Origin of the sequence: Candidatus Accumulibacter sp. ACC012, from assembly GCF_907163155.1 — a bacterium.
Taxonomy (GTDB): Bacteria; Pseudomonadota; Gammaproteobacteria; order Burkholderiales; family Rhodocyclaceae; genus Accumulibacter; species Accumulibacter delftensis.
Genome location: NZ_CAJQUC010000016.1, coordinates 14,530 through 33,711, shown reverse-complemented (window position 1 = coordinate 33,711; position 19,182 = coordinate 14,530). Strand labels below are relative to the sequence as shown.

21 protein-coding genes and 1 pseudogene are annotated in these 19,182 nt (G+C 61.2%); 14 read left to right on the top strand and 8 right to left on the bottom strand.

From position 1 onward, the window contains the following. Window positions 1-48: 48 nt before the first annotated feature. Window positions 49-516: a DUF2127 domain-containing protein gene (locus QZ648_RS15995; RefSeq protein ID WP_291997652.1), complete on the top strand. Its 468-nt coding sequence runs from the start codon at window positions 49-51 to the stop codon at window positions 514-516. A gap of 612 nt (window positions 517-1,128) precedes the next feature. Next, window positions 1,129-2,424, top strand: a complete 1,296-nt coding sequence (locus QZ648_RS15990) for an ISL3 family transposase (RefSeq protein ID WP_291996641.1) — start codon at window positions 1,129-1,131, stop codon at window positions 2,422-2,424. 223 nt (window positions 2,425-2,647) lie between these two features. On the opposite strand, the gene QZ648_RS15985 is transcribed toward QZ648_RS15990, so the two are convergent. Continuing rightward, complete coding sequence (locus QZ648_RS15985) at window positions 2,648-3,643, bottom strand: integron integrase (protein WP_291997651.1); 996 nt, start codon at window positions 3,641-3,643, stop codon at window positions 2,648-2,650. Between the two features lie 111 nt (window positions 3,644-3,754). Between QZ648_RS15985 and QZ648_RS15980 the strand changes: the two genes are divergently transcribed. The 6 genes from QZ648_RS15980 (at window position 3,755) to QZ648_RS15955 (ending at window position 7,333) form a co-directional block, all read left to right on the top strand. After that, a complete protein-coding gene (locus QZ648_RS15980; protein ID WP_291997650.1) occupies window positions 3,755-4,120 on the top strand; it encodes a DUF2513 domain-containing protein in 366 nt (121 codons plus the stop codon). 343 nt (window positions 4,121-4,463) lie between these two features. Further along, on the top strand, window positions 4,464-5,240 hold the full coding sequence (locus tag QZ648_RS15975) for a hypothetical protein (RefSeq protein ID WP_291997649.1): 777 nt from the start codon (window positions 4,464-4,466) through the stop codon (window positions 5,238-5,240). A gap of 121 nt (window positions 5,241-5,361) precedes the next feature. Next, window positions 5,362-5,808 carry a hypothetical protein gene (locus tag QZ648_RS15970; protein WP_291997648.1) on the top strand — a complete coding sequence of 149 codons (447 nt, stop codon included), beginning with the start codon at window positions 5,362-5,364 and terminating at the stop codon, window positions 5,806-5,808. Window positions 5,809-5,940: 132 nt separating this feature from the next. Beyond that, window positions 5,941-6,411, top strand: a complete 471-nt coding sequence (locus tag QZ648_RS15965; protein WP_291997647.1) for a hypothetical protein — start codon at window positions 5,941-5,943, stop codon at window positions 6,409-6,411. Window positions 6,412-6,651: 240 nt separating this feature from the next. After that, window positions 6,652-7,134: a type II toxin-antitoxin system VapC family toxin gene (locus tag QZ648_RS15960; RefSeq protein WP_291997646.1), complete on the top strand. Its 483-nt coding sequence runs from the start codon at window positions 6,652-6,654 to the stop codon at window positions 7,132-7,134. Continuing rightward, window positions 7,127-7,333, top strand: a complete 207-nt coding sequence (locus QZ648_RS15955; protein ID WP_291997645.1) for a hypothetical protein — start codon at window positions 7,127-7,129, stop codon at window positions 7,331-7,333. Before QZ648_RS15960 ends, QZ648_RS15955 begins: the two co-directional genes overlap by 8 nt. Window positions 7,334-7,534: 201 nt before the next feature. On the opposite strand, the gene QZ648_RS15950 is transcribed toward QZ648_RS15955, so the two are convergent. Both QZ648_RS15950 and QZ648_RS15945 read right to left on the bottom strand, forming a co-directional pair. After that, a complete protein-coding gene (locus QZ648_RS15950; protein WP_291997644.1) occupies window positions 7,535-7,804 on the bottom strand; it encodes a DUF2442 domain-containing protein in 270 nt (89 codons plus the stop codon). Beyond that, window positions 7,764-7,937: a DUF4160 domain-containing protein gene (locus QZ648_RS15945; protein WP_291997721.1), complete on the bottom strand. Its 174-nt coding sequence runs from the start codon at window positions 7,935-7,937 to the stop codon at window positions 7,764-7,766. Before QZ648_RS15945 ends, QZ648_RS15950 begins: the two co-directional genes overlap by 41 nt. A gap of 284 nt (window positions 7,938-8,221) precedes the next feature. On the opposite strand from QZ648_RS15945, the gene QZ648_RS15940 reads away from it, so the two are divergent. The 3 genes from QZ648_RS15940 (at window position 8,222) to QZ648_RS15930 (ending at window position 12,302) form a co-directional block, all read left to right on the top strand. Continuing rightward, the gene (locus tag QZ648_RS15940) at window positions 8,222-9,133 is read left to right on the top strand and encodes a histone deacetylase (protein ID WP_291997643.1); all 912 of its coding nucleotides are present in this window, start codon (window positions 8,222-8,224) and stop codon (window positions 9,131-9,133) included. Window positions 9,134-9,487: 354 nt separating this feature from the next. Continuing rightward, window positions 9,488-10,999 (top strand): NAD(P)H-hydrate dehydratase, encoded by a 1,512-nt coding sequence (locus tag QZ648_RS15935; protein ID WP_291997642.1) that lies wholly within the window; start codon window positions 9,488-9,490, stop codon window positions 10,997-10,999. 391 nt (window positions 11,000-11,390) lie between these two features. After that, window positions 11,391-12,302, top strand: a complete 912-nt coding sequence (locus tag QZ648_RS15930) for a DMT family transporter (RefSeq protein WP_291997641.1) — start codon at window positions 11,391-11,393, stop codon at window positions 12,300-12,302. Between the two features lie 23 nt (window positions 12,303-12,325). On the opposite strand, the gene QZ648_RS15925 is transcribed toward QZ648_RS15930, so the two are convergent. Further along, the gene (locus QZ648_RS15925; protein WP_169067131.1) at window positions 12,326-13,294 is read right to left on the bottom strand and encodes a patatin-like phospholipase family protein; all 969 of its coding nucleotides are present in this window, start codon (window positions 13,292-13,294) and stop codon (window positions 12,326-12,328) included. 363 nt (window positions 13,295-13,657) lie between these two features. Between QZ648_RS15925 and QZ648_RS15920 the strand changes: the two genes are divergently transcribed. Further along, window positions 13,658-14,116, top strand: a complete 459-nt coding sequence (locus QZ648_RS15920) for an HIT family protein (protein WP_291997640.1) — start codon at window positions 13,658-13,660, stop codon at window positions 14,114-14,116. A 118-nt stretch (window positions 14,117-14,234) separates the two neighbouring features. Then, the gene (locus QZ648_RS15915; protein WP_291997639.1) at window positions 14,235-15,269 is read left to right on the top strand and encodes a phytanoyl-CoA dioxygenase family protein; all 1,035 of its coding nucleotides are present in this window, start codon (window positions 14,235-14,237) and stop codon (window positions 15,267-15,269) included. 73 nt (window positions 15,270-15,342) lie between these two features. Here the strand turns inward: QZ648_RS15915 and QZ648_RS15910 are convergent, their stop codons facing one another. The 4 genes from QZ648_RS15910 to QZ648_RS15895 form a co-directional block, all read right to left on the bottom strand. Beyond that, window positions 15,343-15,489, bottom strand: coding sequence for a hypothetical protein (locus QZ648_RS15910; protein WP_291997638.1), 147 nt, complete (start codon window positions 15,487-15,489; stop codon window positions 15,343-15,345). 23 nt (window positions 15,490-15,512) lie between these two features. After that, window positions 15,513-16,382 carry an SPFH domain-containing protein gene (locus tag QZ648_RS15905; RefSeq protein WP_169067143.1) on the bottom strand — a complete coding sequence of 290 codons (870 nt, stop codon included), beginning with the start codon at window positions 16,380-16,382 and terminating at the stop codon, window positions 15,513-15,515. Between the two features lie 8 nt (window positions 16,383-16,390). Next, window positions 16,391-16,852, bottom strand: coding sequence for an NfeD family protein (locus QZ648_RS15900; RefSeq protein ID WP_169067125.1), 462 nt, complete (start codon window positions 16,850-16,852; stop codon window positions 16,391-16,393). A 276-nt stretch (window positions 16,853-17,128) separates the two neighbouring features. Then, window positions 17,129-18,646, bottom strand: a complete 1,518-nt coding sequence (locus QZ648_RS15895) for a PLP-dependent aminotransferase family protein (RefSeq protein ID WP_291997637.1) — start codon at window positions 18,644-18,646, stop codon at window positions 17,129-17,131. Between the two features lie 110 nt (window positions 18,647-18,756). Between QZ648_RS15895 and QZ648_RS15890 the strand changes: the two are divergent. Further along, a pseudogene (locus QZ648_RS15890) lies at window positions 18,757-18,870 on the top strand (aldehyde dehydrogenase family protein); the annotation flags it as partial. Between the last annotated feature and the right edge of the window lie 312 nt (window positions 18,871-19,182).

Below are 19,182 nucleotides of genomic sequence, written 5' to 3'. Positions count from 1 at the left end.
CCCCTTTTTTGCTCCTTCCTCGCTGTCTGGAATATACACCTATAAACTATGGTCAAGCGGAGAGTAATTCGAACGGTCGCTGCCTTCGAGGCATGTAAAGGAGTCGTTGTTCTCCTAGCATCACTTGGATTTCTATCGCTCATCCACAAGGACATGCACGAACTTGCGGTTAGACTCGTGGAACATACGCACCTCAACCCAGCGTCGAAATACCCTCACATATTTATTGATGTAGCGGGTGAACTTCAGAACTCGCGTCTAGTACTCCTTGCGTTTGGCGCGGCAGCATATATTTCAGTACGTTTCATCGAGGCCTACGGCCTCTTCAATGAGCGAGCCTGGGCGGAAGCACTCGCCGCGGGAAGTGGTGCCGTCTATATCCCGCTTGAGGTGCTGGAACTGTTTCGAGACGCGAACTGGTTAGGGATCGCACTACTGGTAGTCAACTTTGCTATCGTGGCCATAATGATTCGAGCACTACTTCTGCGACGGCAGACCGCTGCAACAGAAAAATAAAACGTGGGAATCGGGGACCGGGAATCGGGCGGGAATCGGGGACAGGCGGGAATCGGGGGCAGATCACCGTTCTTTTGAAAATCATGCACCGACTCGTCTGACAAGAGTAATCTCTTCGCCGAGGGTAATCCGCTCCTCGGCAACTTCACCTTCCGGGAGAAAAAAATGGCAAAGAACGAGAACGTTCGTCTGCAGGCAGAAATCCTCCAGGCGGATGAAAGAACCTTCCTGGCGGTCAAGGCGATCACCGATTACAGCCGGGCCAACCCGGCCTACAGTTTCGCCACCCTGGCCGCCAAGAACGAGGCCCTGCACGCCGCCCAGGAAGCCGAGCTGCGCACCGAGAACGCCTTCAACGCCGCTCGCGACGCCAGCGTTGCCATCCAGTGGGAGTATCACAATCTCATTCTCGGCGTCAAAGACCAGGTCATCGCCCAATTCGGCCCCAATTGGCTCTATGTCGTTTCGTGTGGAACGGGCGCTGGTTTTGGCGGTTTGAGGGGGCGGCGATGTCAAGGGCGGACGCAGTCCGGGCGCAGCCGAACCCTTTACATCGCTGCCCGCTCGCTTACGCTTCCTCCGGGCCGAGGAAGGCAGTCTGCCGCCCTCGGCATGGAGGACAATAGCGGCCTTTCCTCTCGCGGCCTCTTCCTCATGATTGAAACGCTGTTCACCCAGGCTCTGGGCCTCGTTGCTCCTTGGCAGGTAGCTGAAGTCATCTTCAAGCCAGAGTCGGGACGGATCGATTTCCAGGTCCGATTTGGCGCGGCCAATCATGCTTGCCCGGCTTGCGGTGCGGCAGCGCAGCCGCTGCATGACCGCTTGGCGCGTTCCTGGCGCCATATGGATTTCTTTCAGTACGAAGCCCACCTGCATGCCGAGGTGCCGCGAGTGGCCTGTGCCGGTTGCGGCAAGGTCACGCAGATCGCCGTGCCTTGGGCGCGAGAAGGCAGTCGCTTCACCCTGCTGTTCGAGGCTTTGACGCTGATGCTGGCGCCGACCATGTCGGTCCTGGCGGCCGGCCGACTGCTGCGTGTGCGCAGTCGCAGACTGTGGCGCGTGATCAATCATCATGTGGGCCAAGCGCGTGCGCAGGAAAGTCATGCCGAGGTTCGCGTGATTGGCGTCGATGAGACCGCCAGTAAGCGCGGCCAGACGTACATCTCTGTTTTTTATGATCTTGATGCACAGCGCTTGCTGTTTGCGACGCCGGGACGGGACAAGGCCACGCTCGGGAAGTTCGCCAGCGACCTTACCGAGCATGGTGGTCAGCCGACCGCGATCACCCATGTCAGCATGGACATGAGCGGCTCGTTCCAGGCCGGCGCCGCCGAGCACTTTCCAGCAGCCGAGGTCTGCTTTGACCGCTTTCACGTCGTTGCTCTGAGCAGCACGGCGCTGGACGAGGTGCGACGAGCAGAGGTCAAGAGCGAACCCGAACTGAAGGGCACCCGCTGGGGCCTGCACAAGAAGCCCGCCGACTGGACCGTCAAACAAACCGAGACCATGCACTGGTTGCAGCGCTCGAACCTCAAGACCGCACGGGCCTGGCGGATCAAGCAGGCGCTGCGCTCCATCTACGCCACCGCCACGACACCTGACGAGGCCACGCCCCTGCTCAAGCGCTGGCTCAGCTGGGCCAGCCGCTGCCGACTCGAACCATTCAAGCGCCTCGGCAGGACGATCAGCAAGCATCTTCCTGGCGTACTCAACGGTTTTAACGCCGGCAAACACAACGGCCGCGTCGAAGCGATGAATCGATCGCTCCAGGAGGCGCGCGCACGGGCGCGCGGCTATCGCCGCGTCGAAAACTTCATCGCCATGGCCTACCTTATCGCTGGGAAGCTCACTCATTTGCCCGCCTCGCCCTTCGCCCCGTTCTTGCCCGTTCCACAGGAAACGACCTAAACCCCCCCAATTCCGACCAGGTCGCCTCGCTGGGCCTGAAGAAGAAATCCGAGCGCAAGTCACCGGCCCGCGCCAGCAAACCTGCCGCGTAGATCGGCGCCTGTGATTTGGCACGCGTTCAGGATGGCCGGAAGGCTGCCTCGGGCGAATCATGGGGTGGGGGTCAACGAATCCTGAATGAAGCGTTGCCAACCGGCAAACCGCTCCGACTCGCACCGCATCGCTAGTCCAATGCGTCGAGCGGGCTGCGCACCCCTCGCCCGCCCTTGTTGAGGACGTGCGTGTAGATCATCGTCGTCGCCACGTCGGCATGCCCCAGGAGTTCCTGTACCGTACGAATGTCGTAGCCGCTTTCGAGCAGTGAGGTCGCAAAGGAATGCCTCAGGGTGTGCGGCGTTGCGGGCTTGGCGATGCCCGCCGCCAGCACGGCCTTTTTCATCGCGCGTTGCAGCAGCTTTTCGTCGAGATGATGACGCCGCTCCACGCCACTGCGCGGGTCGACAGAATAACTCCCCGAGGCGAAGACGTATTGCCAACCCCAGCTGGTGTCAGCTCCCGGATACTTGCGCTGCAGAGCATACGGCAAGTAGACGGCGGACTTCCCTTTCTGTAAGGCGTCCTCGAACACCTGTCGCCGGCGCAGCAGATGAGCGCGCAGATCTGACACCACCGCCTCGGGCAGCATCGTCACCCGATCCTTTGCACCTTTGCCGTCACGGATCAGGATTTCGCTGCGGTCGAAATCCACGTCTTTCACACGCCAACGGATCACCTCCATCAAGCGCATGCCGGTGCCGTAAAGCAGGCAGGCAAGCAAGGCATGGACGCCCTCCATGCGCTCGAGCACCCGTTGGACTTCTGCGCGCGAGAGAACCACCGGCATACGCTGCGGCCGCTTTGCCCGCACCACGTCATCCAGCCACGGCAAATCGACGCCCAGAACCTCGCGATAGAGGAACAGCAGCGCCGACAAGGCCTGGTTCTGCGTTGCCGCTACGACCTGCCCTTCCACCGCCAGATGGGTCAGAAACGCCTCCACCTCGGCAGCACCCATATCCCGGGGGTGACGCTTGTGGTGGAAGAGAATGTACCGCTTGGCCCAGTGGACATACTGGGTCTCAGTTCGTATGCTGTAGTGCTTGAGGCGGATGCGATCTCGAAGTTGGTCGAGGAGCCTAGGTTCAGAAGGTGTGTTTTGCGAGCCATCAGGTGCGTTCATGTCTGGCACCCCTATGAAAATCAGTGACTTACGCCGGCCGGACAGGATTACACACCTGCACGCGCCGAGATATACATCGAAATCGGTGTCGACTAAACGTTAGGAGATTCAATGCACCGCGACATGGATGTAATCCGAAAAATCGTTCTCGCAGTTCGCGCTGCGCCAGATGTCGTCAATTCGGTTGATGGCGTATCCCGAGAAGACTTTGCATACCACGCGCAACTGCTCGAAGAAGCTGGCCTTATCTCAGCCGCAATCCAGGGTCAAGGGAAACGCATTGCTGAGGTAGCCGTTATATTTAGGCTCACTTGGGCTGGGCAAGATTTTGCAGACTCGATCATTGATGACAATCTTTGGAATAAAGCAAAAGAGAACATTATTAAACCCTCCGCGTCATGGACTTTTGGAATCCTTCTTGACTATCTGAAGTTCGAGATCAAGCGAAGAATCCCCGGCCTCGATCAGATGCCGTAACTGGAAAGCGCAATTTGCATAACATATGGCACCATGCTCAATGAATCGCCTTTGGAACTCATGTTGTTCTTTCTCCGCACAACGGAATTTTGATCGTGCAACTGCCTCCCATTCGGTCACAAGTCCCATGAGTTTTTCTCTCCGAAAATCCCCTAACCCGGCGCTCAAACTCGCTCCCTTCGGTCGCTGGACGCTGCGCGATAAAGCCGCGCAGCGCCGGTTAGCTCTACGTTCGGCGTCATTTCAACGTGCATGACCAATCGTGGGCTCCGAGATAAATGAATCAACACCTACCCAGCGTCCTCTTGCCCCTCTCGGAGGTATCGAGCCCCACGCGCCACTTATGCGCATCCCGCCAGATGATCAACTGCTGTACAAGGTCATGACGGTCGAGAACCTATTGCGGTCGGTCACGAACAATTATCTCCATTTCAATCGCGTCGACAGCTATTTAGACTTTCCCCACGCCGACGAAAATGACGGGCGGCAATTGCCGAAGGATCAACCTCTCAACGCTGCCGCAACGTTCCAGAAGGCCCCCGACTTTTCTGCGGCGGACTACTACGACCAATGCCGGAGCAGAACCTACGCTTGCTGCTTGTCGGTTGAGAATTCCCCCTACATCTGGGAGAACTACGCGAACGGCAGCGAGAAGGGAAAAGCCTGCGTCGTGTTCGAGTTCGGGAAGCTGAGGGCTATGCTCAACTCGGCACTAAACCCCGAGGGCGCCGTCCTTCTCTACGAAGGCAATCCCTGCCGTCAGATATTCTCGGTGAACTACGGGCTGGTCAATTATGTCCCCTGGGGTACTCATCGAACCAATAAGGAGTATCTGTCCAATCCGATTCTTTACACATACCTCAAGGATGGCGACCGCTTCCGCGAAGAACAGGAATTGCGCATTTCTCTGTCTGCCGTCGGCATCGGGCATTTCGCCCTAAAGGATGGTTCGCTGATTGAATTTCCGTCTTCTCTGCAACTTGGGTTCGACTTTCGGAACGCAATCGCTAGTGCTGCGATTCGGGAAATCCTGCTTACTCCTGAAGCCGATTCGAGCTTCCTTAAGGACGAGTTGAGCAAACTCCGTATTGAGCCTGCACCACCGTCGGAGAAGAAATGACGCCGAACCCTACAGTCGAGCGGACCTGCGCGAAAAGCCGCGCAGGCCGCTCACTTCTACGTTGGGCCGCACAGACACACTCTTCCTCGTCCCCCAAGTCGTAACCCACTTAGGAGCACCGATGACCGCAGAACAAAAGATGCTGCTTGAGCAAATTGCCGCGGCCCTGTCCACCAACTCAAGTATCGGCACTTACGATTACGTCATCCTGCACACGATCTTTTGGATCTCTATCATTGCAAGCGCAACTGCAGCTTTGCTGACGGCAATAAGTAAGGGCGAGAAGTGGTTGGTTGCGGTGCTCGCTGCTCTTCCTGCTCTGTGCCTCACTGTTGAAAACACTTTTTCGTTCACCACAAGATATTCGATCAGAAATCAAGCAGTGCTTGATCTCAAAGCATTGACGCGAGATATCGAGTTGAAGAACACGGTGACAACATCGGAAGGCGTAGATCGTCTGAACAAGATTGAGGCGATGGTCGCGCAATCTCCCCTGCCTCGATTCGCAACAACGGACACGAAGCAGAGCCAAAGTACGCCTGCCAAGTCGGCAAGCTCTACACAATAGCTGGCAGTAAAGTGCGGCCTAACCAGTCGCTCAACCGGAGGTTTTACGGCACACGTCGGTTGGGCTTCGTTTCATTCTCGCCCAACCGTCGCGTGCCGTAAAACGCCGGTTAGCTCCAACGTTAGAGGTGTCATGAGCATCCTCACGTCATTGCCAAAAAAATTTCGCCCGTTGGTAATTGAAGACCAGTTTTTTGGCTCGCTCATGTACATGAAGATGCCAAAGGGGCACGTCTCGTACTGGGAGGCAACTCGCCATTTTTCACCTACGAATCGTGAAGTCGAGCTATTCATTGATGCTCCAGCACCAGAACAACCGCCGAGTGAGTTACAACGCCAGTTCTTCTCCTCTGTCGAGTATAGATTCAAGGAGATTCTTACTTCTGCCGAAGCAATTCTCCGCTCCCAGTTTGAGGAGTGGTGTCGTCAGCCCTTAGGGCAGCCTTTCCAGGTCGAGTTCACTACGGCAAGTTTTTCCGTACCGACCTTGCCTTTGGAGCAAGCAAACTGGGAAATTTCTTTCGTATCTCAGACCGACGAAAACCATTTGTTCTCGGTGGCTTTCGGTGGCTTAAGCGCGAATGGTGTAACGATCGATGGATAACACCTCTAACATGGCGGTCGACCTCGCTCCCTTCGGTCGCTGGACGCAGCGCGATAAAGCCGCGCAGCGCCGGTCGCCGCCCCGTCGCGGCTGGCGCAGCGGCTTGCTGGGAGGCCGTTGCTGCGCTGCGGCCTCATCGGCTGCCGCGCTTATGGTGCCGCGTGCTCCGCTGGCATGCTGACCCGTGGCCGTGGCTAGCAATCCGGGACAGACCACGGTTTCAACAAAAGGACTGAATTCATGAAGCGCAGAATCTACGTCGAAACTTCCGTCATCAGCTATCTGACGGCGCGCCCAAGCAAAACCATTATTGGTGCCGCTCATCAGCAGATAACGCTGGCTTGGTGGGAACTGCGCTCGGACTATGAACTTCTTGTTTCTCAGTTGGTCTGGCAAGAGTGCGCCGCTGGCGATTCTTTGGCTGCGCAGAAAAGGCTTGCGGCACTTGAGGGGATATCCGTACTCGCGGTTACGCAAGACATGATTCGCTTGGCCAAATCGCTTATTGAACAAGCGATCATTCCCGCCAAGGCGATTGAGGATGCGCTTCATATTGCGGTTTCGACACTGCATCACGTTGATTTTCTAGTGACTTGGAACTGCCGTCACATTGCCAATCCAGTGATTCAGGAAAAGATTGCCGTGTATCTTGAGACAATCGGATTGTTCCTCCCGATCATATGTACTCCCGAGGAGCTTCTTGGAGGAGATAACGATGACTGACGAAATCATGATGGAAATTCATGCGATCAAGGACGCGATTGGCGTCAAGTATGGCAACAATCTGGATGCACTGTTCAAAGAGATACAGCTTGGCGAAGCCAGACTTAAGGAGACTGGCGCCCGGGTTTTGGCTCCCCCGGTCAATCCAGAAAATTTGCCTAACACTGCATTGCAACGGACTCGCTTCGCTCGCCGCTGAGTTTCGACGTTATGCCGCACAAACGCTACTGGGGGGAGATTTCACATGCTTCAAGTACTCATAGCGCTCGTTCTCACCGTCGTCGGCGTCCTAATGAAAGGGCTTCTTAATCTCTCACTGGCCGAGGTTGCTTTACTCCTCGCGGCCCCGTGCGTATTTCTCGACCACGGAATCGGGGACAGACCACCGCTCTTTTGAAAATCATGCGCCGACTCGGCTGACAAGAGAAAACCTTTCCGGATGGCGAAGCGACTCAAAGGCGAAATCAATATCAAGTTCGGGCCAGTACAGATGCTTTGCAGAGGGGAGTTCGACGTGCAGGATCTTGCCGACCGGAAGCTCTCGAAACCAGGGGAACTCCGAGAACGGGAGGAACAGCTCGGCGTCTTCCAGCAAGAGCCGGAAGCCATGTTTGGAGAGCTTGGTCACCTCAACCGGGAAAGTGCTTATGCCAGGCGCTGCGAATGTCATCTTGGTGCTCCCGAACTAATCGAAGGGCCTGGTTGGTTTCGCGCGGTGCGAGGCCGATGTGCTGGGCCAGTTCAATCGTGGGTTCGAGCCAGAACTTGGCCTCGCCATTTTGGCCTTGAACATGGAGACGAATTCTCGATTCTTCTCGTGAAAAGAACCGGAAGCCACTTTCTTGAAATACAGTCGGACTGCGTGAGCAGAATGATGGGCGCAGTAGTGGCCTGTGGCGATCCAGGCGAAAGAGTACCCCCCAAGTTCCCGAGTAACTGCGGAGGACGAGTTTGACCTGTCGAGCACTCTGCTGGCCAACCGGACGTCCGGAAGGGGGCGGAGAAGTTCTCGGCTACACAAGGGTACTCGTGCTCGCACCAGCGCAGGTCGGCTAGAATCGGACTGCTCCACTCCTTGGTCGTCCTCGTGAAACTCTTCTATAGCGACGTTTTCGTCCTGCCGCTGCCCGCCGGCCATCGCTTTCCGATGGAGAAATACGCGCGTCTGCGCGAGCGCTTGCGTGCCTCCGGAGCCTTCGTTGAGGGCGATTTCCAGACCCCGGAAGCCGCGACCAGCGAGCAACTCTGCCACGCCCATGATGCGGCTTATGTCGCGCGGGTGAGCGCGGGCGAATTGAGTGCTGCCGAGATTCGACGCATTGGTTTCCCCTGGAGCGCGGCGATGGTCGAACGTTCGCGACGCTCGGTGGGGGCGACGATCGCCGCTTGCCGCGCGGCGCTGCACACGGGCTGTGCGGTCAATCTGGCGGGTGGGACGCACCATGCGCATGCCGCCCACGGCGAGGGTTTCTGCGTCTTCAACGACACCGCGGTGGCTGCTCGTGTGCTGCAGGCCGAGGGTCTGCTGCAGCGCGTCGCGGTGATCGACCTCGACGTCCATCAGGGTAACGGCACGGCGAGCATCTGCGCCGATGACGAGGCGATCTTCACTTTTTCGATGCACGGCGCGCGCAATTTTCCTGTCCGCAAAGCGAGCAGCGACCTGGACATCGAATTGCCCGACGCGAGCGGCGATGCGCCGTATCTGCAGCAACTGGCGGTGGCGCTCGAACGCGTCTTCACGCTGGCCCGGCCCGAACTGGTGATCTACCTGGCGGGCGCCGATCCTTACCACGACGATCGACTCGGGCGCCTGGCGCTGAGCTTCGCTGGCCTCGCGGCGCGCGACGAGATGGTGCTCGCTGCCTGCCGCCAGCGGGCCGTCCCGGTGGCCATCAGCATGGCCGGCGGCTACGCGCGCGACATCGACGACACGGTCAGCATCCACTGCCGAACGGTGCTCACGGCGCGGCAAATTTTCAATCCTCTTCTGGGCTAGTGTAGTGTTGCGTTCTTGATGAGACGTTCGGCAAGCATCTACCACCCTCTGTCATTGCGAGGAGGCGACGCCGACGCGGCAGTCCAGAGGTTTGGCTTTTCGTGTGGTCACGATGTCAATGTGTCGATGCGGCGGGACATAGTGAGAGGATGGAACTGGATTGCCGCGTCGGCTGCGCCTCCTCGCAATGACGCGGGGGTTCGTGTGGTGCCGCATTCACCATCCACCACTCACCATCCACCATTCACCATTCCCGACGCGGCCTTCAGCAAGCATGACAGCGGTGCGAAACCCACAGGGTAGCGGGAATTTACAGGTTCCATACTGCGTGCAACACTACACTCGTATCCGGCAATGACCACTCCGATCCGATCCGAAGCGCTTTATCGCGCCGCCGACTTGCGGCGTATCGAGGCGGCTGCCGCCGCGCAACCACTGATGGAACGTGCTGGCGAGGCTGCCGCCGACCTGGCTATTTCGCTCTCGCGTCTCGAAGGTGGCGCGGTGCTGGTGCTCGCCGGACCCGGCAACAATGGCGGCGATGCTTTCGTCGCTGCTCGCCATCTGCGCCTGCGCGGCTTTGCGGTGAGCGTTGTTTTTGTCGGTGAGATCAGCCGTTTGCCGAAAGATGCCGCCGCCGCGTATCGGCATTTCGACGCCGATGGCGGCACGACGCTGCAGGCCATCCCCTCCGGTTCGCGCTGGTCGCTGATCATTGATGGCCTGTTCGGCATCGGCCTGCAGCGAGCGATCGCTGGTCGCTACGCCGAGCTGGTGCAGGCCGCCAATACCCTCGCGCTGCACCACCATTGTCCCTTGCTGGCGCTCGACTGTCCGAGCGGCCTCGATGCCGATACCGGCCAGCGCTGTGGCGAGACGATTCGCGCCAGCCACACCATCACCTTCATCGCCGGGAAACCGGGTCTGCTCACTGGTGACGGCCCGGAATACTGCGGCAGCATCACCCATGCCGCGCTCGACCTGCATGCCGAGCGCCTGGCGCCGCCCAGTGCGCGCACCATCGGCAGCGATCTGTTTGCCGCCTGGCTGCGCCCACGCGCCAAGAACACCCACAAGGGCAGCTTCGGCAGCGTTGGCGTGCTCGGCGGTGCGAGCAGCATGGTCGGGGCGGTTTTTCTCGCCGGACGCGCGGCGCTGAAGCTGGGCAGCGGTCGCGTTTATCTCGGCCTGCTCGATGCGCAGGCGCCGACCTTCGATCCGCTGCAGCCGGAGCTGATGTTGCGCCGCCCCGAGGCACTGCTGGGCACGGCGCTGAGCGCGCTCGCCTGCGGCCCGGGAATGGGTGGCAGCGAGGAAGCGCGTTCGCTGCTGCTGCGCGCCTGCGCCCTGGAGCTGCCGCTGCTGCTCGACGCCGACGCGCTGAACCTGTTGGCCAGCGACGAGCGCCTGCAGGAAGCGCTGAGCGAGCGGGCGCAGCGCGGCGTCGCGACGCTGCTCACGCCGCATCCGACCGAGGCCGCGCGCCTGCTCGCCCGCGACACGGCAGAGGTGCAGGCCGACCGTGCCGGCGCGGCGCTCGAACTCGCCAGCCGTTACCACGCCGTGCTGGTCTTGAAGGGCTGCGGGACGATTGTTGCCGCGCCTGACGGGCGCTGGTTCGTGAACACCACCGGCCACCCGGCGCTGGCCAGCGCGGGCACCGGTGACGTTCTCAGCGGCATGATCGTCGCGCTACTCGCGCAGGGCTGGCCGGCGCTGGAGGCCTCTCTGGCGGGCGTACACCTGCACGGCGCCGCCGCCGAGGAAAGGGTTGCCAGTGGCTGCGGGCCGGTTGGGCTGACCGCCAGCGAGATCATCACTAGCGCCCGCCTGTGCCTCAACCACTGGATCGCGCATGGCCGTTAATGTGAAAGTCGCGCAAGCGACTCACGAAACTCCCTTCTCCCCTTGCGGGAGAAGGGGCAGGGGTGAGGCGGGGAATTCAGGGAGCATGCTCCCTGCCCGGCGAACGATTCCGGCGTGCAAGCCGGAATGCGCACGGCAAGTGAGAGGGAAACGGTCATGACTTTCATGATTTGGGGTGTCTCCACGTGTCATGACCGTTAATGTGAAAGTCGCGCCAGCGACTCACGAAACTCCCTTCTCCGCTTGCGGGAGAAGGGGCAGGGGTGAGGCGGGGAATTCAGGGAGCATGCTCCCTGCCCGGCGAACGATTCCGGCGTGCAAGCCGGAATGCGTACGGCAAGTGAGAGGGGGGCGGTCATGACCTTCATGATCCGGGGCGGCCGCAACTGCAATGGCCGTTAGCCAGGATGTTCAGCTTGACCAGGCGAGCCTGGCCAACTCGGACGGCGCGCCGCTGCGCCTGCACGCGGCCCTGCTGTTCCTGACCGCATTACTCCTTTTTGCCGCGCTCGACGCGACCGCCAAACATCTCAGTGCCCTTTTCGCCGTGCCGCTGCTGGTCTGGGCGCGCTACCTGGTGCACCTGGTGATTATGCTGTTCGCTGTCGCGCCAAGCATGGGGCGCCGCCTGATCGTCACCGAGCGGCCGTGGCTGATGAGCCTGCGTGGCCTGACGCTGGTTGCCGTCACTCTGCTCGGTCAACTGGCGCTGAAGACACTGCCTCTGGCCGAAACGACGGCCCTGGTCTTCGTCGCACCGCTGCTGGTGGCCCTGCTCGCGGCGCCGCTGCTTGGCGAGACGGTGCGCTTGCGGACCTGGCTGGCGACCATCGCCGGCTTCGTTGGCGTGCTGCTCATCGCCCGGCCCGGCGGCAGCCTGTTCGGCCCGGGCGTCGCTTACGCGCTGGGTGCGGCGCTGAGCTATGCCGCCTACCAGATCCTGACCCGCAAGCTCGCCGCCACCGAGCATCCGATGCGCCTGCTGTTCTACACTGCGCTGCTCGGCACGTTGGCCATGCTGCCCGTGCTGCCGGTCTATTGGGATGGAAGCTGGCCGACGCCGCTGCAGAGCCTGCTGATCATCTCGCTCGGCCTCTATGGCGGCATCGGCCACTTCCTGCTGATCCGCGCTTTCCACGCGACTTCGGCCTCGCTGCTCGCGCCGTTGATCTATACCCAGCTGCTCTGGGCGACTCTGCTCGGCTGGCTGGTCTTCGACCACTTTCCGGACCTGTTGACCGTCGTCGGCATGCTGATAATCGGCGCCTCGGGACTCAGCCTGGCGATTCGCTGGCGGCGCTGAGTAGTTCTCAGCCGCTTATCCCGTCAGCCCGAAAACAGCGTCGCCGCTTCCTCCTGGCCGAGCTCGAAGTAGCGCTTCTGGGCGCTGCTGTCCTGCAGGGAAATGGTCATGCTTTCGAGGTCTTTCGGGCGCAGCACATGGATGGGTTTGGCGTAGTAGCGCTTGCCGTCGATGTCGACGCTCTTCTTGCCCATCGCCTTGAGCATGTCATTGACCAGCCTGGCCTGCGTGAATACCCGGGCGTTGGGCAAGGAGAGCTGCATGTCGCTGACCAGCAGATGGGTATCGATGCTGGTGAATGGCAGGCTGAAAGTGCTCGCGTTGTAGAGTTTGTCGAGTTCGCGGTGATAGTCGTAGTCGGTGAAGTCGACGGCGATGATTTCGTCGACCTGGTCGTCCTCGAACAGCGTGCGCAGCGGCGTGTTGTCCAGGTAACCGCCTTCGATGAAGTAGTCACCGTCGATGGTGATCGCCTTGAAGTAGGGGATGGTGGTGATGCCGGCGAGGAAGGCGTCCATGAAGACATCCAGACTGGCGTCGTCGACAGTTTTCAGGATCTCGTTGACCTTGAAGAAGTGCCCCTGCCGCTTGCTGAGGTTGGTCGCGCGGATGTCCCAGCGTACGCTTCCGAGATGTTCGGCGAGCAGGGCTCGTCGTTCGGGCTCGTCGAGGAGCAGCGATTTACGGCACTTGTCCTTGTTGACCGTGAACAGGTGCGTGCCGGTGGGCAGCAACTGCGGACGCAGTCCGAGGAAGTTGGAAAAGATATGGAAAACGTCGCTCGCGCTCATTCGCGTCGTGCGCGTCAGCACCGGCGGCAGTTCCTCGCTTTGCACGTTCCAGAGCAGGTAGTCGACGACGATGTTGTTGCCCGAGCTGGTCGACGTGATGTGCACCACCGGCACCTCGTTTCTCTTCAGCCACACCAGCACGCCTTCGGTGTAGAAGCTCCGATAACCGCCGCCCGAGGCGACGAAACCGTATCTGGTCATCTTTTTATCCCCCTCTATTTGTGGCGTGCCAGCGAGTGCCAGCCGCGTGGTCGACTGTGCCACAGTTGCGCGGACGGGAGTGATGGGAGTGGCGCGAGTGGCGCGAGTGGGGGCAAGGGCCGGCGAGGGGGCAGTCCACACGCGGCCTGAGCCCGCGGCCTGAGCCCGCGGCCTGAGCCCGCGGCCTGAGCCCGCGGCCTGAGCCCGCTGCTGCGAAGTCAGGGACGGTCGTCGGAAAGGTTCTTTTTGTGCTACCGTCCGAAAAATACGGCGCTGGTCGGGGTGACGGCGGGACGAGCGAAGTCAGACCTTGTTGAACTTGCCCACGGGCGCCTTTTCTTTCGACTCGGTTGGAGAACAGACATGGACCTGGATGAAGCGCAGCTGCTGGCCGATTTTCGCGCCAAGTTTCGCGTTGAGGAACTGCTCATCGCGAGCACGCCGGCCTGGTCGTGGTCGCTCAGGCCGGCGCAGGCGACAGTGGGCGCCGGGATCTTGTCCCTGAATCGCTACGCGGCCAGTTTCTCGGACGTCAGCGGCGCGGAAATGGCCGAGTTGGCGGTGCTCGTCGCGCAGCTGGAAAGGGCGCTCAAATGTGTCTTCGCCTACGACGTCATCAATTACCTGATGCTGATGATGGTCGACAAGCAGGTGCACTTCCACGTCATCCCTCGATACCAGGGCGTACGCCAGTTTGCCGGGCTGGAATGGGTTGACAGCGGCTGGCCGGCGGTGCCGGCCTTGTCCGTCAGCCAGCACTCCGGGGAGGAGGGCGTCCTGTCGGCGATCCGGGAAGCGGTCGGCCTGGCATGCGCCAGCTAGCCGCTCGGCGGACCGCTCCGCTGCGGAGAGCCGGGAGCGATCAACGCTGGCTGTGCTTGTGCGACGGCCGTGTTGGGCGGCCTGCCGCGCCGCGGGCCTTGCGGCCAGGGAGTCGCTGATGCGAGCGCTCGACCTCCTGAAGCTGCCGCTGCACGCGCTGGCCCTGGCGGGCAAGACCAAGTCCTTCGTTGCCAATCCGCTGATCGGCTCGCACTGGCTCAACGAACGGGGGCTGCACCGGCAGCGTGTGGACTTGGCCGACCGTAGCGCCTGGGCGCGGCGCCGACAGCTGGGAAAAGTGCTGGCCGCCGAGGAGCGCGATGCCTACGCGCGTGACGGCTTCGTGGTCAAGCGCGACTTCCTGCCGGCCGAGCTGTTTGCGCGGCTACAGGCCGAGGCGCCGGCGCATGTCGCCGCGGCACGCGAGATGCGGCAGGGGCCTGCGGTCACCCGCCGGGTCGCACTCGATAGCGTCGATGCGGCAAATTTGCCCGCTTGTGTGGCGGCGGCCAACGATCCGCGCATCGATCAACTGATGCGTTATGTCGGCGCCCACGACGCGGTCCCGCTGCTGTATCTGCAGACGATCATCGTCGATCCCGCCCGCGGCAACCAGGATCCGCAGACCGTGCTGCACCGCGATACCTTCCATGCCATCGCCAAGGCCTGGCTCTTCCTGCAGGATGTCGGCGAGGATGACGGCCCTTTTTCCTACGTGCCCGGATCGCATCGCCTGACCGATGCCATGCGCGCCTGGGAGTACGAGGAGTCGCTAAAAGCGGCGCATTCGGAGAACGTATATCACGCGCGCGGCTCGTTTCGCATGCCGCCTGAGGACCTCGGACGGCTTGGCCTCGGGCCGGCGCTGAAGGTCGTTGTACCCGCCAATACGCTGGTCGTTGCCGATACCCATGGTTTTCATGCGCGCACGCCGTCGCTGCGCCCGACGCTGCGCATGGAAATCTATGGGACCTTGCGCGGCAATCCCTATGGCCTCGGTTTTGGGCTTGACCCCCTGGCCTGGCCGGGAATCCGTTCGCGGCGGACGAACCTGGTCGATCAGGCGGAGGAGCTCGCGGGGCGCCTCAAGCTGGGCGGCAAGGGTTGGCCGGTGGTCTCGGCGCGGCGGATGGACAGCCCGGAGATTGGTTGACTTCGGTGGGCTGCGGTGGGCTGCGCTTGACTGCGCTTGACCGAGCTTGATTGGCAGGCCGAAGCCTATTTCTCTACTTCTTTTCGTTGCGCCAGTCGTGCAGCGTTTCCTTGCGCGGTATCGGCGGCGTGCTGCCGCCGCCCCGTTTGCTGATCAGCGGCAGCGCGCCGCTGATCACGAATACCACACAGATTCCAAAAACGATCCAGCCTGCGCTCATGACATCACTCCTTGGGGAACAAATCAGGCTTGTCCGGTCTTGTTGACGCGCTGGAAGAGGCCGCGCAGCGTACTTTGCAGATCGGCGGGCAGGAGCACGACTTTGGCGTTCTCGGATTCGGCGAGCTTGGTGATGCTGGTGATGTACTTCTCGCCGAGCAGGTAGAGCATCGGCAGTTCGTTGTCGCCAAAGGCGGCGTTGACTTTCTTGATCGCCTGCGCCGACGCTTCGGCAAGGGTGATCTGTGCCACGGCGTCACGCTTGGCCGATTCCAGGCGCGCTTCGGCGCTGAGGATCATCGACTGCTTTTCGCCTTCGGCACGGGTGACCATCGCCTTGCGCTCGCGTTCGGCCGACGCCTGCAGTTCCATCGCCCGCTGCATCGATTGCGAGGGCTTGATGTCCTGGATCTCGACCGACTTGACGGTCAGTCCCCAGTCCAGCGCCTCGTCGGCGACGCCGGCCTTCAGGCGCGCCTTGATCATGTCGCGTGAGGACAGCGCTTCGTCGAGTTCCATGTCGCCGACGATCGAACGTAGCGTGGTCATGATCATGTTGCGAATCGCTTCCGAATAATCCTCGACACCGTAGACGGCTTTGACCGGGTCGGTGACCTTGATGAACGAGATCGCATTGACCACGATCACCGCGTTGTCGCGGGTGATGACCTCCTGCTCCTGGACATCGAGAATGATGTCCTTGGTGGTTACCTTGTAGGAGATGTTGTCAACGTAGGGAATGATGAAGCGCAGCCCGGGGAGCAGCGTTGTGCGGTATTTGCCAAGGCGCTGCACGATCCACTCTTCGCCCTGGGGAATGATGCGTACGCCGTTGGCGACGGTCACCACCACGAACAGGAGGATGACCAGGGATACGATGGTCATGCCATTCATCAGGTTGCTCATCTTGCTTTCTCCACTTTGATATAGCTGCCGTTGACGGCGACGACGCGAACTCTTTCGCCAGCGGCGATTGCCGTGTCGGAATACGCCTCCCAGACATCGGCGCCGAGGATCGGCTTCTGGAAACGCACCTGGCCGCGGCTATCGGGGGTCAGGGCGGCGACCAGGATGCCGACTTCGCCGGCCACCGTTGCCGCCGAAGTGCCGACCGTGGTCATCGTTCGTGGCCGCAGGTAGCGAAACCAGATTCCCACGAGCATGGCCGAGAGGCCCGCCCAGAGGAGGAGCTGGGTCGGCAGCGCGGGGGGCGGTAGCGCCAGGGCTGGCGCGGCCAGCAGGATCAAGCCGACCAGGGCCGCTGCGATCCCGAACCAGACCACGAAAAACGAGACAATGGCGAGTTCGGCCATCGTCAGGAGCAGTCCGAGTACCAGCCAGTGCCACCATTCCGGCGCAAACATGTCGTGTTCCTCTGTCAATTCGCCCGCGTACACCGCCACGATTGAGCCCGGCAGCGCACGCGCGCGGCGTTCGCAAGCGTCGATCGCGCGCGCGGCGAAGCCTGTGGATTAGACGCCAGAACGGGATGGCTGGCAAGTCGGGAGCTGGATTCCGCTACCTGTCGGGCGGTTGTCGGAGCAGCAGCCTTGCTCGGAGCGCTTGCGGTGCTTCTGTTCAGCCGCTGTCGCCCGATTCATCGGGAAATGTTCAGCTGGACGCATCGCTGGCATTGCCGGCTACGTGTGGACGAAAGCCTCTTCGTGCCGGCAGCGTCGCTCGACCACGCGGCACAACAGCGCGGCGGCGGTCTCGATGGTCTGGGCGTCGATCGCGGCAAAGCCGAGGACCATCCCGGAGCGGCAGTTCGCAGCGTCGGCGTAGTACATGGACAGCGGTCGCACGATGATGCCGGCTTCGAGCATCTCGTTGGACAGTGCGACATCGTCGAGAGGCTGGGTGAAGAAGTAGGGAAGATGCAAGCCGGCCAGACCTCCGGTGGTGCTCACCAGGTCGCCGAGCCGCGATTCGATGGCGCGGCGCAGCACGTTGCGGCGTTCCTGATAGATGCTGCGCACCCGTTTCAGGTGCGCGCCGAGGTGGCCGGCGTCGATGAACTCGGCGAGTGCGGCCTGTTCGATCATGCGCCCTTCCCGGTAAAGCTCGGCGTTGCCGACAGCGAAGGCTTCGGCGAGTTGTTCGGGGACGACCAGATAGGCGAGGCGCAAACCGGGGAACATGGTCTTGCTGAAAGTGCCGAGATAGATCACGCGCTGCGAACGCGCTTGACCGAATAGCGAGCCGATGGTGTAGGGGTGATAGCGAATTTCGTTGTCGTAGTCATCCTCGATTACCCAGGCATTGTTCGTTTCGGCCAGTTCGAGAAGCTGCATGCGGCGACTGAGGGACATCACGACCCCGGTCGGGTACTGGCTCGAGGGGGAGACGAAGATCAGGCGCGGTGCTGCTGGCGCACCCGGCGGCGGTAGCGAGAGGCCTTCGTCGTCGACCGGGATCGGCGCGATCTGCAGGCCATTGGCGCGCAGGACGTTGCTCGCACCCCAGTAGCCGGGGTCCTCCATCCAGGCATGATCGCCGTGGTCACAAAGCATGCGTGTGCAGAGGTCGATGGCCTGGTGCGAGCCGTTGAGGATCAGGATTTGCCGTGGCGAACAGCTCATCCGGCGTGATGCACGCAGGTAGTCGGCGAGCGCCGCCTTCAAGGGCCCGTAGCCGCCGTGGCTGTAGCGCGCGAGGTGGCGCTGTTCGAAGCGAATGTTCTTCGCCAGCAGGCGCCGCCAGGTGGCGAAGGGAAACAGACCGACGTCGGGCGCTCCCGGTAGGAAGGCGCCGCCCTGGATGCGGCTGCTGGTGGCGTGCTGCGCGATCTCGCGACCGCGCCGCGACAAACTCGTCGCCAGACTGCCCTGCGTCGAGTGATTGGTGGCCGGGTGCGTCCGGCGCGCGGAGCCGGGCAAGGCCGCGGGCAGCGCTTCCGACACCAGCGTGCCTGAGCCGCCGCGACTCTGCAGATAGCCTTCGACGAGCATTTGCTCGTAGACCCTGACCAGGGTGCTGCGGCTGACGCCGAGTTCGCTGGCCAGGCGTCGGGTTGGCGGCAGCGGGCTGCCAGCAGGTAATTCGCCGTCGAGAATCAAGCGCCGCAGGACAAGGTGCAGGGCGGCTTGCGTCCGCGATCCCCGCGGCTCGCTCTCGAATCGATCACGAATGAGCTCTATGTGCAGCGACTTGTCCATCGGTGAGCGCCTGCATGGATTCGTTGATGAGGGCGGGCAGAATTGGTATCAGAAATTATCAGGCAATTGGTTCGATAGTGCACCGTTTTGGGGCGTACAGTCAATCTCTGACCTCCGCAATGGGCAGCGCAGGCGAGCAAGTATTCGCCCCGGTGGCGCCGCTTTTTGCGCTCAAGACCGAGGCTGAAGCGGTGGCCATGGCCACCGATACCGAGTATGGTCTGGCGTCCTAGGTGATTTCTGTCAAGGGACAACCCGTCTTGCCGGTCTTTTCGTCCGCCGCACGTCTTTTCGGCAATCGCCCTGATTCACTACCGAGAATCTGGCGCCTGGCATGCGTGTTTCGAGTGCTCTGGAATCCTGCGGCAGCGAGGACTACCTGGAAATCAGGCACGTTTGCATTGGCGGTATTAGGCGATTGCCGGAAAAGAACGTACCAGATTGCGCCGGATTTTCGGTCGACTTCAAGGCGCGACAACAGGCGCATAGTCGAACTATGTAACTGTTGTCGCAACACAGAAGACGGGCGAAAAGAC

Excerpts from the sequence above, each read along its gene's own strand:
- QZ648_RS15995 (WP_291997652.1), top strand. The coding sequence starts at position 49 with ATGGTCAAGCGGAGAGTAATTCGAACGGTCGCTGCCTTCGAGGCATGT.
- QZ648_RS15990 (WP_291996641.1), top strand. The coding sequence starts at position 1,129 with ATGGAGGACAATAGCGGCCTTTCCTCTCGCGGCCTCTTCCTCATGATT.
- QZ648_RS15985 (WP_291997651.1), bottom strand. The coding sequence starts at position 3,643 with ATGAACGCACCTGATGGCTCGCAAAACACACCTTCTGAACCTAGGCTC.
- QZ648_RS15980 (WP_291997650.1), top strand. The coding sequence starts at position 3,755 with ATGCACCGCGACATGGATGTAATCCGAAAAATCGTTCTCGCAGTTCGC.
- QZ648_RS15975 (WP_291997649.1), top strand. The coding sequence starts at position 4,464 with ATGCGCATCCCGCCAGATGATCAACTGCTGTACAAGGTCATGACGGTC.
- QZ648_RS15970 (WP_291997648.1), top strand. The coding sequence starts at position 5,362 with ATGACCGCAGAACAAAAGATGCTGCTTGAGCAAATTGCCGCGGCCCTG.
- QZ648_RS15965 (WP_291997647.1), top strand. The coding sequence starts at position 5,941 with ATGAGCATCCTCACGTCATTGCCAAAAAAATTTCGCCCGTTGGTAATT.
- QZ648_RS15960 (WP_291997646.1), top strand. The coding sequence starts at position 6,652 with ATGAAGCGCAGAATCTACGTCGAAACTTCCGTCATCAGCTATCTGACG.
- QZ648_RS15955 (WP_291997645.1), top strand. The coding sequence starts at position 7,127 with ATGACTGACGAAATCATGATGGAAATTCATGCGATCAAGGACGCGATT.
- QZ648_RS15950 (WP_291997644.1), bottom strand. The coding sequence starts at position 7,804 with ATGACATTCGCAGCGCCTGGCATAAGCACTTTCCCGGTTGAGGTGACC.
- QZ648_RS15935 (WP_291997642.1), top strand. The coding sequence starts at position 9,488 with ATGACCACTCCGATCCGATCCGAAGCGCTTTATCGCGCCGCCGACTTG.
- QZ648_RS15930 (WP_291997641.1), top strand. The coding sequence starts at position 11,391 with ATGGCCGTTAGCCAGGATGTTCAGCTTGACCAGGCGAGCCTGGCCAAC.
- QZ648_RS15925 (WP_169067131.1), bottom strand. The coding sequence starts at position 13,294 with ATGACCAGATACGGTTTCGTCGCCTCGGGCGGCGGTTATCGGAGCTTC.
- QZ648_RS15920 (WP_291997640.1), top strand. The coding sequence starts at position 13,658 with ATGGACCTGGATGAAGCGCAGCTGCTGGCCGATTTTCGCGCCAAGTTT.
- QZ648_RS15915 (WP_291997639.1), top strand. The coding sequence starts at position 14,235 with ATGCGAGCGCTCGACCTCCTGAAGCTGCCGCTGCACGCGCTGGCCCTG.
- QZ648_RS15910 (WP_291997638.1), bottom strand. The coding sequence starts at position 15,489 with ATGAGCGCAGGCTGGATCGTTTTTGGAATCTGTGTGGTATTCGTGATC.
- QZ648_RS15905 (WP_169067143.1), bottom strand. The coding sequence starts at position 16,382 with ATGAATGGCATGACCATCGTATCCCTGGTCATCCTCCTGTTCGTGGTG.
- QZ648_RS15900 (WP_169067125.1), bottom strand. The coding sequence starts at position 16,852 with ATGTTTGCGCCGGAATGGTGGCACTGGCTGGTACTCGGACTGCTCCTG.
- QZ648_RS15895 (WP_291997637.1), bottom strand. The coding sequence starts at position 18,646 with ATGGACAAGTCGCTGCACATAGAGCTCATTCGTGATCGATTCGAGAGC.